Here is a 14,176-nt window from a genome sequence, read left to right on the forward strand (position 1 = left end):
GCCGGACCGAGGCGACGGTCCGACCGGAGAGACGATGATCAAGCGAGTGGGCTTCTACCGGGAGTTCGGCGACCACAGTGCCCCGTCGGCTGCCGCTCCCTCCCTGCGCGAAGCGGTCAGGACCGCCGGGGAGCGGGACGAGGACCGGATCGTCGCCTACCTGGAATCGTCCACCGAGATCTACTCCGTCATGGGGGCGGAGCGGGACGTCATCACCGGTGACGGGTGGATTCCCGGCGCCGGGTCGCTGGTCACCGACGGAACCTGGCTGTGGCCCGTCGAGCTGGCGCACTACGTACGCCGCCATCACATCGCGCTCCCCGCCGAGTTCACCGCCCACATCCGGGGCAACGGCCACGTCAGCCCCGCCCTCTCCCGCGAGCGGGCCCGTGACATCTTCCACGAACACTTCGCCCCGGCCCCCTCCGCCGGCGCACAGCACGATGCCCTGGAGCCGTTCTTCGTCCGGTACCTGCCGACGCTGACGAGAGCTTCGAGCGAAGTGATGATCAAGCAGCTCGGCGCCGCGGGCCTCTCGGTCACGCATCCGCTCACCGGCGCTCTCTTCGGCTCCCGTGAGACGGCGGACGGCAGGCGGGAGCCGCTCATGGGCGGTTCTGACGTGCTGGCGGCCTCGCTGGCCGACGGCCGGTACCGCGATGTCGAGTTCCAGTGCTGGACGGTCTACGACCAGCCCGTCACCGCCCAGGTGAGCCGTCTCGACCCGCCCACCCAGAAGGTTACCGTCCGGGTCGCCGACGTCCCGGCACCCGATCGCGAGGAAGCCGTCGCCGCCCTGGTGCGAACGCTCGACCAGCATGCTGCGCACGGCCTCGGGTTCGTCATCGACCTCGCGGTCTTCCACCAGCCCCGACGCTGACCCGCCGCCCCGGCCCGGAAGCGTCGGCGGGAGGCGTTGTCACGCACCGGCGTCGTACGGTCGCAGAGCGGGTGTGTCCGGTGAGGGGGCGGGCCCGAAAGCCCGCCCGCACCTCACGGAAACCGGCTCAGGGCCACACCAGGCAGTACGGCTGGTGCCCCGCCTCGTGCAGCCGGTGCGAGAAGTCCTGCCACTCGTGCAGCAGCTGGTACACGTTGAACGCGTCCCGGGGCCCGCCCCGGTCCGGCACCGTGGACCAGATGAACGCCGCCGCGCCCACCGCTTCCTCACCGATGCCGCGCAGGGGGTCGACGACCGTCATGGGGAGCTTGACGACGGCGTAGTCGGGGTGCAGGACGACCAGCTCCAGGGGCGGCACCTTGTGCAGGGGCACACCCTCGATGCCGGTCAGCACCATCGCGGCCATCGTCTCCGGCTTGATCTTGGTGAACATGCCGTTCATGCCCAGCTCGTCGCCGCCGAGTTCCTCGGGGCGCATCGAGATGGGGACGCGGGCCGCGGTCGCGCCGTCGGGCGCGCCGAAGTATTTGTACGTCACCCCCACCCGACCACCATTCCTGCTCCCCGCCCGGAGGCGGTCGTCCCGGTGGCCGAGCCGGCGCTCGACCGGCCGGTCCAGATGCTGGTCCAGCTGCCGGTCGGTCTGCCGGTCGTACCGCTCGGGCTCGTTCGGTACACCCTGTGCCTGCCGTGCGTCCGTCTGCCGTGCCTCGGTCGTTTCCTCCGCCTCGCGCCGGTGCCTTCCCCGCCGGGCACGCCGAGGACCGAGGTCATCAGTCCCCTCGCCCAGTCCGCCACCGCGATGCATATCTCCACCCGACTGCTTTTCTAGGACGCGTGGCCCCCGCCGCGCAACCCGATCATCGTGTCAGTGACCTCCCCCACGGCCGCCCGCCGAAACGTGCGGTGAAACACCAGTCCGCAGGATCTTCAACAGCCCCTGACTACTACGTGCCGATGAGCTGTGTGTATCAGGTGCCAGTCTCGCAGATGGCGCGGCCGCGATCTTGGGGTCCGCCGCTCGCGGGGCGAGGCGCGGCCTACCCTGAGGAGGTCACTACGCAACCGGAGTCCGAGAACTCGGAGAAGTCGCACGTCATGAGTGCCATGAGCGAACTGCCCTATCCCTATGAAGCGCCCGCCTCGCAGGCGCTCTTCGACCGTGCGTCCGTCGTCACGCCGGGCGGCGTGAACTCCCCGGTGCGTGCCTTTCGCGCCGTGGGCGGCACGCCCCGGTTCATGGTGTCCGGCAAGGGCCCGTACCTGACCGACGCCGACGGGCGTGAGTACGTCGACCTGGTGTGTTCCTGGGGGCCGATGATCCTGGGGCATTCCCACCCCGAGGTCATCGGCGCCGTCCAGGAGGCGGTCGCGCGCGGTACGTCCTTCGGTACGCCCGGTGAGGGCGAGGTCGCGCTCGCCGAGGAGATCGTCGCCCGGGTGGAGCCCGTCGAGCAGGTGCGGCTCGTCAGCAGCGGGACCGAGGCGACCATGTCCGCCATCCGGCTCGCCCGCGGGTTCACCCAGCGGACCAAGGTGATCAAGTTCGCCGGGTGCTATCACGGGCACGTGGACTCGCTGCTCGCCGCGGCCGGGTCCGGTGTCGCCACCTTCGCGCTGCCCGACACCCCGGGCGTCACCGGCGCCCAGGCCGGGGACACGATCGTGCTGCCGTACAACGATCTGGAGGCCGTGCAGGAGGCCTTCCACCGGCACCCGGGTGAGATCGCCTGCGTGATCACCGAGGCCTCGCCCGGCAACATGGGCGTCGTACCGCCGGCCCCCGGGTTCAACCAGGGGCTGAAGGACGCCTGCCAGAAGAACGGCGCCCTGTTCATCTCCGACGAGGTCATGACCGGCTTCCGTACCAGCCGCGCCGGCTGGTACGGGATCGACGGGGTCAGGCCCGACCTCATGACCTTCGGAAAGGTCATGGGCGGCGGGTTCCCCGCCGCCGCCTTCGGAGGGCGGGCCGACGTCATGGCCCACCTCGCGCCCGCGGGGCCCGTGTACCAGGCCGGCACCCTCTCCGGGAACCCGGTCGCCACGGCCGCCGGGCTCGCCCAGCTGCGGCTCCTCGACGACGCGGCCTACGACAAGGTCGACGCCGTCTCCCAGCAGATCCAGTCCCTCGTCACCGAGGCGCTGGGCAAGGAGGGCGTCGCGCACCGGCTGCAGACCGCCTCCAACATGTTCTCGGTGTTCTTCACCGACCGGCAGGTGCGGGACTACGAGGACGCCAAGCGGCAGGAGTCGTTCCGCTTCACTGCCTTCTTCCACTCGCTGCTGGCGAACGGCGTCTATCTGCCGCCGTCGTCCTTCGAGTCCTGGTTCGTGTCCACGGCCCACGACGAGCGGGCCATCCAGAAGATCGCCGACGCCCTTCCGGCGGCGGCCCGAGCCGCCGCGGAGGCCACGGCAGCATGAGCAGCAACGGCAGCAACGGCGGTTACGCCGGCAAGGGTGACATCACCGTCGTCCACCTCATGCGGCACGGCGAGGTCGACAACCCGGACGGGATCCTCTACGGGCGGCTGCCCGGCTACCACCTGTCCGAGCTGGGCAGGCAGATGGCCGACCGGGTCGCCGACCATCTCGCCTCGCGGGACGTCACCCACGTGGTCGCCTCGCCGCTGGAGCGTGCGCAGGAGACCGCCACCCCGATCGCCAAGGCGCATGGGCTCGGCCTCGCCACCGACGAGCGGCTGATCGAGGCGGACAACGTCTTCCAGGGCAAGACCTTCGGAGTCGGCGACGGCGCGCTGCGCAAGCCCGACAACTGGAAGCACCTGGTCAACCCGTTCAAGCCGTCCTGGGGCGAGCCGTACATCGACCAGGTCGTCCGGATGATGGGCGCACTGAACGCGGCCAAGGACCAGGCCCGCGGGCACGAGGCGGTGCTGGTCAGCCACCAGCTGCCGATCTGGATCGTGCGCTCGTACGTCGAGAAGCGGCGGCTCTGGCACGACCCGCGCAAGCGGCAGTGCACGCTGGCCTCCCTGACAACTTTCACATACCAGGGTGACAGGATCGTCTCCGTCGGCTATGCCGAGCCCGCCATCGATCTCGTTCCGGCCCACCTCCGCGCCGGCGTCAAGCCGGTGAAGGGGAAGAGCAAGGCCTTCGGCGCCTAACTGCCGTTCCTGGCAGTCCGTTTGACATGCCTTAGGGTGCTTTTGCCAGAGCTATTGCGAAAAACATATAAATCGTAGTGAACCTCCCCGATCGTCACGCCCTCTGACTGGGTGACCACCAGCAGGCGCGATGATCGGGGATTTCCATGCGCACGTTCTCCCGGACCCTTTCCCGGAGGGGAGCACTCGGCCTCGGCGCGGGCGCGGCGGCCGCCGCCGGCCTCGCCGGCTGTGGGTCCCTCAACTCCTCGGACGGCGACGGGCACGCGTCCGGTTCCGGGAACTCGGGCGGAGGAAGCGGCGACGGGAAGAACGGCGGGACCAAGGGGCGCCCCATCGGCGACGGCTCCACCTCCTTCACCGGCAAGCAGCCGCACCAGCCGGCCAAGCCCGAGCCGCTGGAGCCGGGGCAGACCCCGCCGCAGTTCGTGATCTTCTCCTGGGACGGTGCCGGCGAGGTCGGCAACGGTCTCTTCCCGCGCTTCCTGGACCTGGCCAAGGAGCACGGTGCGAGCATGACCTTCTTCCTCTCGGGGCTGTATCTGCTGCCCGAGGCGAAGAAGCGGATGTACGAGCCGCCGAACAACCTGCGTGGCGCCTCCGACATCGGCTACCTCAGCGACCCGCACATCAAGGCGACGCTGACCAACGTGCGCCGGGCCTGGCTGGAGGGGCACGAGATCGGCACCCACTTCAACGGGCACTTCTGCGGTGAGGCCCGCACCTCGGTGAAGTGGTGGACCCCGCAGCAGTGGGAGAGCGAGATCCGGCAGGCCAAGGCGTTCGTGACGCAGTGGCGGACCAACACCGGCTGGTCCGACCTGCCCTCGCTGCCGTTCGACTACGACAAGGAGCTGGCCGGCGGCCGTACGCCCTGTCTGCTCGGCCAGGACAACCTGCTGCCCACCGCCAAGAAGCTGGGCTGGCGCTACGACGCCTCCTCGCCGGGCGGCCGTCAGGTGTGGCCGGTGAAGCGGCTGGGCATCTGGGACCTGCCGTTGCAGCAGATACCTTTCCCCGGACGTTCCTTCGAGGTCCTGTCCATGGACTACAACATGCTCGCCAACCAGTCGGTCAACTCGACCAACGCGCCCGCCTCCAACTATCCGGGCTGGCGGAAGCAGTCCGCCGGGGCGTACATAGCAGGCTTTGAGCGGGCATACAAGACAAACCGGGCGCCGTTCTTCATCGGCAACCACTTCGAGCACTGGAACGGCGGCATCTACATGGACTCCGTCGAGGAGGCCTTCAAGCACATCGCGCGCGAGAAGGAGAAGGGTGCCGACGTGCGCATGGTCTCCTTCCGGCAGTTCGTGGACTGGATGGACGTCCAGAAGCCCGAGGTGCTCGCCAAGCTGCGCACGCTGGAGGTCGGGGCGCAGCCGACCGGGGGCTGGAAGGAGTTCCTGCGGGACACCAAGTCGGCCTCCTCGGACGCCGCCTGAGAAGCCTCCCGGGCCTGCCGGGGGAACGCCGGGCGTGGTCGGGGGAGTCGTGCGGAAGCCGCTGAGGGATGTGTCCGGAATGCCCGGAGTAAATACGCCCTGAAATGCGGTTTTCCGCCCGGCAGGGGGGCGCGCGAGATCCTCGGAACAGGCATGCGAAACTTTTCACATGAGTACCCGTAGCCGCGCCGCCCTGCTCGGCGCCATGGCCGCCGCGGCGGCCCTGACCCTGTCCGCGTGCGGCAACGGCGGCACCTCCGGCGGCGGTGGCAACACCAACTTCGTCACCGGCAACAACGGCATCTCCACCGTCCCCAAGGGCAAGCGGGCCACGGCGCCCGACCTGTCCGGCAAGACCATCGACGGCAAGACCCTGGACGTCGCCGACTACAAGGGCAAGGTCGTCGTGATCAACGTCTGGGGCTCCTGGTGCGGGCCGTGCCGGGAGGAGGCCAAGTACTTCTCCAAGGTCTCCCGGGCGTACGAGAGCAAGGGCGTCCAGTTCGTCGGCATCAACACCCGGGACACCAGCACCACCCCCGCGGTCGCCTTCGAGAAGGAGCACGGGATCGACTACCCGAGCCTCTACGACCCGACGGGCAAGCTGATGCTCCGCTTCAAGCGGGGCACCCTCAACCCGCAGCTGATCCCCTCCACGCTCGTCATCGACAAGGAGGGGAAGGTCGCCGCGCGGGCGCTGGAGGCGCTCGACGACACCACCCTGCTGAAGATGCTCAAGCCGGTCCTCGCGGAGAAGTGACGTGAGCGCACTCGTCACGCTGGCCGCCGAGAACGAGACCGTGAAGCACGGCGCCCTTGTCGTCGCCCTGCCCATCGCTCTGCTCGGCGGGCTCGTCTCCTTCTTCTCGCCCTGCGTCCTCCCGCTGGTCCCCGGTTACCTCTCCTACGTCACCGGGGTCGCCGGCACCGACCTGGCCGACGCCAGACGGGGGCGCATGGCCGCCGGAGCCGCCCTGTTCGTGCTCGGCTTCAGCGCCGTGTTCATCTCCGGCGGGGCGCTGTTCGGCTCCTTCGGCTGGACCCTGCAGGAGCACAAGGACGTTCTGACCAAGGTGCTCGGCGTACTCATGATCGCCATGGGTGTGTTCTTCATGGGGCTGATGCCCTGGTTCACCCAGCGCGAGTTCCGCTTCCACCGGCGGCCCACGACCGGTCTGGTGGGCGCGCCCCTGCTCGGAGCCCTCTTCGGCATCGGATGGACCCCCTGCCTGGGCCCGACCCTGTCGTCCGTGAACTTCCTCGCCATGGATCAGTCGAGCGCCGGGCGCGGGGCGGTGCTGATGGTCGCCTACTGCCTGGGCCTCGGCGTGCCCTTCGTGCTCGCGGCCGTGGCCTTCCGCAAGGCGCTCGGTGCCTTCGCCTGGGTCAAGCGCCACTATCTCTGGGTGATGCGCATCGGCGGCACGATGATGATCGTGACCGGTGTGCTGCTGCTGACCGGGGCGTGGGACAGTCTCGTGCAGGAGATGCAGGGCTGGTCCAGCGGCTTCAATGTGGGGATCTGATCGATGAGCAAGACCGAAACCGGCAGCAGCCAGGACCAGGAGGACCTGGGCGCGGCAGGCTCCCAGCTGTCCACCGCGCCGCAGGAGGAGGTCTCCGGCTTCACCGGCCTGGGCGTGATCGGCTGGGCCCGCTGGTTCTGGCGGCAGCTGACCTCCATGCGGGTCGCGCTCCTGCTGCTCCTGCTGCTCTCGCTCGGCGCGATCCCCGGCTCGCTGATCCCGCAGACCGGCGCCGACCTCAACAAGGTCGACGACTTCCGCAAGGCGCACCGGACGCTCGCGCCGGTCTACGACAAGCTCGGCCTGTTCCACGTCTACAGCTCGGTGTGGTTCTCCGCGATCTACATCCTGCTGTTCGTCTCCCTCATCGGCTGCATCGTCCCGCGCACCTGGCAGTTCGTCGGCCAGCTGCGCGGCCGCCCGCCGGGCGCCCCCAAGCGGCTGACCCGGCTGCCCGCCTACACCACCTGGCGCACCACCGCGGAGCCGGACGAGGTCCGCGAGGCCGCGCTCGCGCTGCTGAAGAAGCGCCGTTTCCGCGCCCACGTCGCCGGTGACGCGGTCGCCGCCGAGAAGGGCTATCTGCGCGAGCTGGGCAACCTGGCCTTCCACATCGCGCTGATCGTGCTGCTGGTCGCCTTCGCCTCCGGCCAGATGTTCAAGTCGGACGGCACCAAGCTGATGGTGGAGGGCGACGGCTTCTCCAACGCGCTGCCGATGTACGACGACATGAAGTCCGGCAGCATGTTCACCGCCGACGATCTGGTGCCCTTCAGCTTCGACCTGAAGGACTTCCGGGCCACCTACGAGGCCAGCGGCCCCAACCGGGGCACCCCGCGCACCTTCCAGGCGAAGATCACCTACAGCGAGGGGGCGTACGGCAAGGAGAAGCCGGCCACCATCAAGGTCAACGAGCCGCTGAAGATCGGCGACTCCAAGGTCTACCTCGTCAGCCACGGCTACGCGCCCGTCATCACCGTCCGGGACGGCCGGGGCAAGGTCGTCTACCAGGACGCCGTACCCCTGCTGCCGCTCGACGGCAACGTCACCTCCAACGGCGTGGTCAAGGTGATGGACGGCTACCGCGACGGCCGGGGCAAGAAGGAACAGCTCGGCTTCCAGGCCTTCTTCGTGCCGACCTTCGACCCGAAGAGCGGCACGATGCTGTCGCAGTTCCCGGCGCTGGTGAACCCGCTGCTCGCGGTGAACGCCTACCACGGCGACCTCGGCGTCGACACGGGCAGCCAGAACGTGTACCAGCTCGACACCACGCACATGAAGCAGTTCAAGGACGCCGAGGGGCAGCAGCTGAAGAAGCTGCTCAGGCCGGGCGACACCCTGCAGCTGCCGAACGGCGCCGGGTCCCTCACCTTCGAGAAGGACGTCAAGGAGTGGGCCGGCTTCGAGATCGTCCAGGAGCCGGGCAGCAGCTGGGCGCTCGGTGGTGCCCTCACCGCGATCTTCGGTCTGGCCGCCTCGCTGTTCATCCAGCGCCGCCGTGTGTGGGTGCGGGCGGTGCGCGGCGCCGACGGTGTCACGGTCGTCGAGATGGCCGGGCTCGGCCGCAGCGAGTCCGCCAAGGTGCCCGAGGAACTGGGCGACCTCGCCGGAACCCTCTACGAGCAGGCGCCGGGGGCACCCGACCCCGACGGCTCTTCAGCATCCAACGAAGCAACCCCCGACCCTCAAGTCGTACCTGCCGAAGGGGCTGAGAAGTGACTCTCGCCGCCGCAAACGATCTCGCCGTAGCGACCAACGAACACCTGGCGAGCATCAGCAACACGCTGATCTACTCCTCGATGGCCGTCTACACGCTGGCCTTCTTCGCGTACATCGCCGAATGGCTCTTCGGCAGCCGCAGCAGGGTGGCCCGTACGGCCGCCGCGCTGACCGCCGACGGCGCGCAGAAGGCGGGGGCGCCCGCCGTGACCGTGAAGCAGGCCGGCGGGACCGCCGTGCTGGAGCGGCCCAAGGTCGTGGTGCGCTCCGCCGCCGGTGCCCGGGACGTGCCGGACGGGCCCGGTGCGCACGGCGGGGACGAGCAGGGCGACCTCTACGGGCGCATCGCCATCTCCCTCACCGTGCTCGCGTTCCTGGTGGAGCTGGCCGGGGTCGTCGCCCGCGCGGCCTCCGTGCAGCGGGCGCCGTGGGGCAACATGTACGAGTTCAACATCACCTTCTCCACGGTCGCCGTCGCCGTGTACCTCGGGCTGCTGGCGCTGAAGAAGAACGTGCGCTGGCTCGGGCTGTTCCTGATCACCACGGTCCTGCTCGACCTCGGCCTCGCGGTCACCGTCCTGTACACCGCGAGCGACCAGCTGGTCCCGGCCCTGCACTCGTACTGGCTGTACATCCACGTCTCCACCGCGATCTTCTGCGGCGCGGTGTTCTACGTGGGCGCGGTCGCCACGATCCTGTACCTGTTCAAGGACTCGTACGAGAACAAGCTGCAGACCGGCGGCAAGCCCGGCAGGTTCGCGACCTCGGTGCTGGAGCGGCTGCCCGCCTCCTCCTCGCTCGACAAGTTCGCCTACCGCGTCAACGCGGCCGTCTTCCCGCTGTGGACGTTCACGATCATCGCGGGCGCGATCTGGGCGGGCGACGCCTGGGGCCGCTACTGGAACTGGGACCCCAAGGAGACCTGGTCCTTCATCACCTGGGTCGCCTACGCCTGCTACCTGCACGCCCGGGCCACGGCCGGCTGGAAGGGCCGCAAGGCCGCCTACCTGGCGATGATCGCCTTCGGCTGCTGGCTGTTCAACTACTACGGCGTCAACATCTTCGTCAGCGGCAAGCACTCCTACGCGGGCGTGTGACCCGCGGACTGCGGAAGGCCGGTTCCAGTGACGCGGGTCACGGGGACCGGCCTTTGCCGTGCGGACGGCTGCGGAGAGGCGGATGGGAATCCGCGAAGACGCGTCCGGCCGCCCGCAACCGCGTGCGGAACCCTTCGTGACGGGTCAGGCTGGTGTCATGAGCGGTTCCATCGAACAGGGCACCAGCCAGACGCACGGGAACACGCACATACTCCACTTCCTGGTCCGGCTCCCGCTGTCCATGGAGCAGGTCTGGCCCGCGGTGGCCACCCGCGAGGGGCTCGGGTCCTGGTGCACCGCCGTCGACGTCCTGGAGCCCCGGCTCGACGGTCTGGTCACGCTGCGTGATCTGGGCACGGGGCGGGTCACGGCGTGGGACGTCGACCGCGTCGCCGAGTACACCGTGCGCGGCGGCGGCCGGGTCCGGTTCCATCTGGAACGGGACGGGGAGCAGGGGTGCCGCCTTCGCTTCACCCATGAGTTCCAGGGCGAGGGGGAGTCGGAGGACGGCTGGCGGACCCGTTTCGAACGCCTGATCGAAAATCTGAGCCCCTCCCCGGCCTAGGGCCTGCCCGGCGGGCCGGGCACCAGAACGGCGGACCGGTTCGAAGGGGAGGACCGGCCGGGTTCTAGGACGGCGGCAGGCACTCCTTCGCCGGCGGCTTCCCCTCCGGCCAGGCGATCTTCACGAACCGTGAGCCGCCCTCGGGGGTCAGCTCCACGATCGGTACGGCCTTGTCGTACGGGTTGCCGTGCACGTCCAGGCAGATCCAGCCGCTCGCCCCGCCGACCCGCAGCGACCCCTTGACCTGCGGCCACTGCAGACCGACGTCCGCGAGCGCCGGGACGTTCCTCCCGTCCGGCACCGCCTCGCGGATCCCGTGCACCGCCAGCTGCAGTGCGTCGTAGCCGATGATCAGCTGGCCGTCGTCCAGGGCGGCCGGACCGATCGGCCCGGTCGGCTTCCGCGCGGCGGCGGTCAGCAGCGTCTGCAGCACCCCGAAGTCCGCCGCCGCGCCGCCCGTCTTCGCGGGGTCCTTCGTCCATGCGTCCGGATGGGCGAGGGAGGTGTAGCGCACGGAGAGACGGTGGCGCAGGGCGGAACGGTCCAGGTCGCTCTCGTGGGTCAGGTACGAGGCCTCGTCGCCGGTGAGCACGGTGAACGCCCGGTCCTGGCAGCCGCGTCCGCCCAGCGCGTTGATGAACTGCCGCAGCTGCGTGTGCCGCCCCGCGAACAGGATCGTGTCCGTCTCCCGGGAGGTGTCGCACACCAGGTGCGTGATCTGCCGGAAGGTGTTCGCGGTCGTTCCCTCCTCGCTGCGGTCCGCGGGCGGCGTGAACGGCTGCGGCTCGTACGGCGAGCCCTTGATCAGCGCCGCGAACGACTTCTGCAGCGTCCGCGTGTACGGGTCGCCCGGCTTGTCGTACACCAGCAGCGCCTTGCCCGCGCTCACCCGGGCGAACGAGGCCAGTGCGCGGGCCTCGTCGGTGTTGGTCGGCGAGACCCGGGCCAGCCCCGGGTAAGGGTCCTTGCCGCCCTGCCCGTTGGCCAGGTCGTCGGCGGTGATCGAGGAGCCGACCACCGGGATCCCGTGCCGGGTCAGCTCCCCGACGGCCTTCTTGTTGTTGTCGGTGCTCTGCCCGATGCCCGCCACGGCCCGCAGCCGGTCCGCACTCGTCGTCATCCGCACCAGCTGGTCCACGGTCTGCTGCCAGTGGTCCCCGGTGGCGCCCGGGTTGGCGAGCACCAGCCGGATCGCGGGCGCCTGCCCGTTGGAGTCGTGGTTGGCCTGGTACTGCGCCATGTAGGCGCCCTGCAGCTGGTGCTGGATGTCGTTCAGACTGGTGCGGGAGGCGGACGAGTACGGCAGCATCAGCGCCACCGTCACATAACTGCCCGGCCTGAGCCGGTCGTTCTCCCGCCCGATCGCCTCGACGACGTCCCGCAGCTGGGCGTGTCCGAAGGCGTACGGGCCCGTCGCCACGCCCACGCACTCGCCGCTGTTCTGCGGCCGGGTCACCCCCGGCGCGCAGGAGCGGTTCACGTGGGCGAGCGCCCGCACCCCGAACACCAGCCCCGCGACCAGGGCCGCCGTGACCAGCAGGGCCAGGTAGCGGCGCAACGGGATCTCCCACACGCTCTCGCGCACCCATGTGCCCACGCCTCTGCGCGCCATCACGCCTCCCCGCTGTGGTCGTCCGGGCCGTCGTCCGCGTCGTCCGCGTCGTCGGGGTCGTCCAGCGGGCGCCCGGCGAGCGCCGCCGCCGGCCAGTCCCTCGACGCCCGCCACAGCAGCGCGTTGCCCGCGGGCCGCAGGTTGGACAGCTGCTCCAGCTCGAAGCGGAGCCGCTGGCACACCGTCGCATCGGGCAGCACCAGCGGATCGGTCAGTTGCCACACCGCCTGCAGCAACCGCCGTATGCGCAGGTGCAGTACGGCGTCCACGCCGTCCGGTGGCCGCTGGCCGGCGTCCGTGCGCCCCAGCGCGACCGCGGTCCGCCGGTCCCCGCGGCCGCCGAAGTCGCGGCCCTCGTCGTCGTGCGCGTGGAAGTACGGCGCGGACGCGACGAAACGCAGGGTGCGCAGCCAGGTGCCGGTCTCCAGCGTGGGGAAGGTGTCGCGCAGATGGGCCACAGCCGACTCCGTGACACCGAGGGCGAGTTCGTGATGGAGCCGGAAGCGGGCGTGCTCGGGGTCCGGGTAGTGCGCGATCAGCGTCTCGTGCGCGGTGCGCCACGACGCGTGGTCGCCGTCCCGCAGGTGCAGCCTGAGCAGCAGCAGGGTGCGGACGAAGGGGTCGCCGACGAACTGGCCCGGCACGGTCGCCAGACCCTCCTCGGCCAGCCGGGTCTGCAGAGCCCGTACGTCCGCGGGGCCGAAGGTGTCCGGCAGCAGGGCCGCGGCCAGCGCACAGGCCGAGTCGTGGTCGTGGGCGGCGGCCAGCACGGTCAGCTCGTCCAGGTGCTCGGCCGGCACCAGCCGGTCCAGCAGCGCCCGGTAGGCGGGCGCGGCGGGCTGGTCCTCGGCGGGCCGCACGTCGGCGGTGAGCAGTTCGCCGAGCGAGGCGGACTCCGGCAGGTTCTGCGCGGCGGACTCGGCGAGCAGGGCGATGCCCAGCGGATTGCCGGCCGTCAACCGGTGGGTGGCGTGCGGCAGTTGGGGCGGGACCGGGGTGTCCTCGCAGACGGCGCCGACGATGTGCAGGGTGTCGTCCGGGCTCAGTGCGGGCAGCGCGACCAGCAGCGCCCGCGAGGAGGGCGCCGCGTCCGGGGTCCAGTCGCTGCGCCGGGCCACCTCGGGCAGTTCCCGCCGGACCGCGTTGCGCAGCTCCTCGCGGCCCTCGCCGCGCCGGGCCGCGACGAACGCCACCTGGTCGGCGATGCCCTCGGCACGGTCGCGCAGCACGGCCTCCACGAGCCCGGGACCGGGCGCGGTCTGTGCGTTGTCGATCAGCACCAGCGGACGGCCGAGGCGCTGCATGCGGGGCAGCATCCCCGCGTACGCCTCCGACAGGTCGGCCAGCAGCGCCCGCACCAGATACCGCTCCGCGTGGTCGCGGGAGGTGCCGCCCGCACGGAAGTGCCCGGACAGCAGGATGAGCCCGCGCTGGGCGTGCCCGCCCGCGTTCGGGTACGTCCGGTACCACACCGACGCCTTGTGGTGCCGGCGGCTGGTGAAGCCCTCGGCGACGGACTCCAGGGTCGCCTCGATCGCGCCCGACACCAGCGGCCCGGTGCCGGTGGCCGCGGCCACCACCTTCGCCGCCACCTTTCCGGCCCAGCGCCCGGCGAACCCGCTGATCCACGAGCCGCTCTCGTTCAGCAGCAGGATCCGCTCGACCTCCCGGCGGATCCGCTCCGAGTCGGCGTCGCCCCAGCCGCCGGCGGCCACCGCCACCAGGCCCGACATCAGCCGCGGAAAGGTGATCCGCCCGGCGCCCGTCACCGGCTCCGCCAGCTGCTCGGCGATCACCAGCAGCACCTGGGCCACCGGTGACCACGACTCGGCCGGCCGGCCCTCGGGCGGCCCTGCGAACTGGTCCTCGGCGCAGTCGGCCAGCGCGACCGGCGTGTGCCCCTTGTAGGCGTCCCGCAACTCGGTGAGCACCGCGCTCTTGCCCAGGCCGCGGGCGCCCGTGAGCACCACGAAGGGCAGCTCGCCCGGGTGCTCGAACGGATGACCGCGATGCTGGTGGGGACGCAGGCCCACGAGGCGCGGCACGAGACCGGCCGGATCGACGTCCAACAGCGCTGCGCGCCCGTGCAACCGTCTGTGCACCGCATCTCCCCCTCAACAGCAGTGTAAGAAGGGGGAGTTGCTCCGGACCAGAGTCAGTGATGTCCGTTGGGTTAC

12 protein-coding genes are annotated in these 14,176 nt (G+C 70.5%); 9 read left to right on the top strand and 3 right to left on the bottom strand.

The features are described 5' to 3' along the window. Window positions 1–34: 34 nt before the first annotated feature. Window positions 35–880: a hypothetical protein gene (locus AB0H32_RS12420; RefSeq protein WP_361118408.1), complete on the top strand. Its 846-nt coding sequence runs from the start codon at window positions 35–37 to the stop codon at window positions 878–880. Window positions 881–1,007: 127 nt separating this feature from the next. On the opposite strand, the gene AB0H32_RS12425 is transcribed toward AB0H32_RS12420, so the two are convergent. Then, complete coding sequence (locus tag AB0H32_RS12425) at window positions 1,008–1,445, bottom strand: hypothetical protein (protein WP_003974483.1); 438 nt, start codon at window positions 1,443–1,445, stop codon at window positions 1,008–1,010. A 563-nt stretch (window positions 1,446–2,008) separates the two neighbouring features. Between AB0H32_RS12425 and hemL the strand changes: the two genes are divergently transcribed. The 8 genes from hemL to AB0H32_RS12465 all read left to right on the top strand — a co-directional run bounded on the left by hemL (window position 2,009) and on the right by AB0H32_RS12465 (window position 10,387). Further along, window positions 2,009–3,328, top strand: coding sequence for a glutamate-1-semialdehyde 2,1-aminomutase (gene hemL / locus AB0H32_RS12430; RefSeq protein WP_361118503.1), 1,320 nt, complete (start codon window positions 2,009–2,011; stop codon window positions 3,326–3,328). After that, window positions 3,325–4,035 (top strand): histidine phosphatase family protein, encoded by a 711-nt coding sequence (locus AB0H32_RS12435; protein WP_361118411.1) that lies wholly within the window; start codon window positions 3,325–3,327, stop codon window positions 4,033–4,035. Before hemL ends, AB0H32_RS12435 begins: the two co-directional genes overlap by 4 nt. 146 nt (window positions 4,036–4,181) lie before the next feature. Continuing rightward, window positions 4,182–5,480, top strand: coding sequence for a hypothetical protein (locus tag AB0H32_RS12440; RefSeq protein ID WP_361118414.1), 1,299 nt, complete (start codon window positions 4,182–4,184; stop codon window positions 5,478–5,480). Between the two features lie 169 nt (window positions 5,481–5,649). Next, complete coding sequence (locus AB0H32_RS12445; protein ID WP_361118417.1) at window positions 5,650–6,240, top strand: TlpA disulfide reductase family protein; 591 nt, start codon at window positions 5,650–5,652, stop codon at window positions 6,238–6,240. A gap of 1 nt (window position 6,241) precedes the next feature. Next, complete coding sequence (locus AB0H32_RS12450; protein ID WP_361118420.1) at window positions 6,242–7,006, top strand: cytochrome c biogenesis protein CcdA; 765 nt, start codon at window positions 6,242–6,244, stop codon at window positions 7,004–7,006. A 3-nt stretch (window positions 7,007–7,009) separates the two neighbouring features. Further along, on the top strand, window positions 7,010–8,725 hold the full coding sequence (locus tag AB0H32_RS12455; protein ID WP_361118423.1) for a cytochrome c biogenesis protein ResB: 1,716 nt from the start codon (window positions 7,010–7,012) through the stop codon (window positions 8,723–8,725). Continuing rightward, the gene (ccsB, locus tag AB0H32_RS12460; RefSeq protein WP_361118426.1) at window positions 8,722–9,822 is read left to right on the top strand and encodes a c-type cytochrome biogenesis protein CcsB; all 1,101 of its coding nucleotides are present in this window, start codon (window positions 8,722–8,724) and stop codon (window positions 9,820–9,822) included. Before AB0H32_RS12455 ends, ccsB begins: the two co-directional genes overlap by 4 nt. A 157-nt stretch (window positions 9,823–9,979) precedes the next feature. Continuing rightward, a complete protein-coding gene (locus tag AB0H32_RS12465; protein WP_361118429.1) occupies window positions 9,980–10,387 on the top strand; it encodes an SRPBCC family protein in 408 nt (135 codons plus the stop codon). Window positions 10,388–10,451: 64 nt separating this feature from the next. Here AB0H32_RS12465 and AB0H32_RS12470 read toward each other — a convergent pair whose 3' ends face one another. Continuing rightward, window positions 10,452–11,999 carry a hypothetical protein gene (locus AB0H32_RS12470; RefSeq protein ID WP_361118432.1) on the bottom strand — a complete coding sequence of 516 codons (1,548 nt, stop codon included), beginning with the start codon at window positions 11,997–11,999 and terminating at the stop codon, window positions 10,452–10,454. Then, on the bottom strand, window positions 11,999–14,101 hold the full coding sequence (locus tag AB0H32_RS12475; protein WP_361118435.1) for a hypothetical protein: 2,103 nt from the start codon (window positions 14,099–14,101) through the stop codon (window positions 11,999–12,001). Before AB0H32_RS12475 ends, AB0H32_RS12470 begins: the two co-directional genes overlap by 1 nt. Window positions 14,102–14,176: the final 75 nt, after the last annotated feature.

This window comes from Streptomyces sp. NPDC020362, assembly GCF_040642095.1.
Taxonomy (GTDB): domain Bacteria; phylum Actinomycetota; class Actinomycetes; order Streptomycetales; family Streptomycetaceae; genus Streptomyces.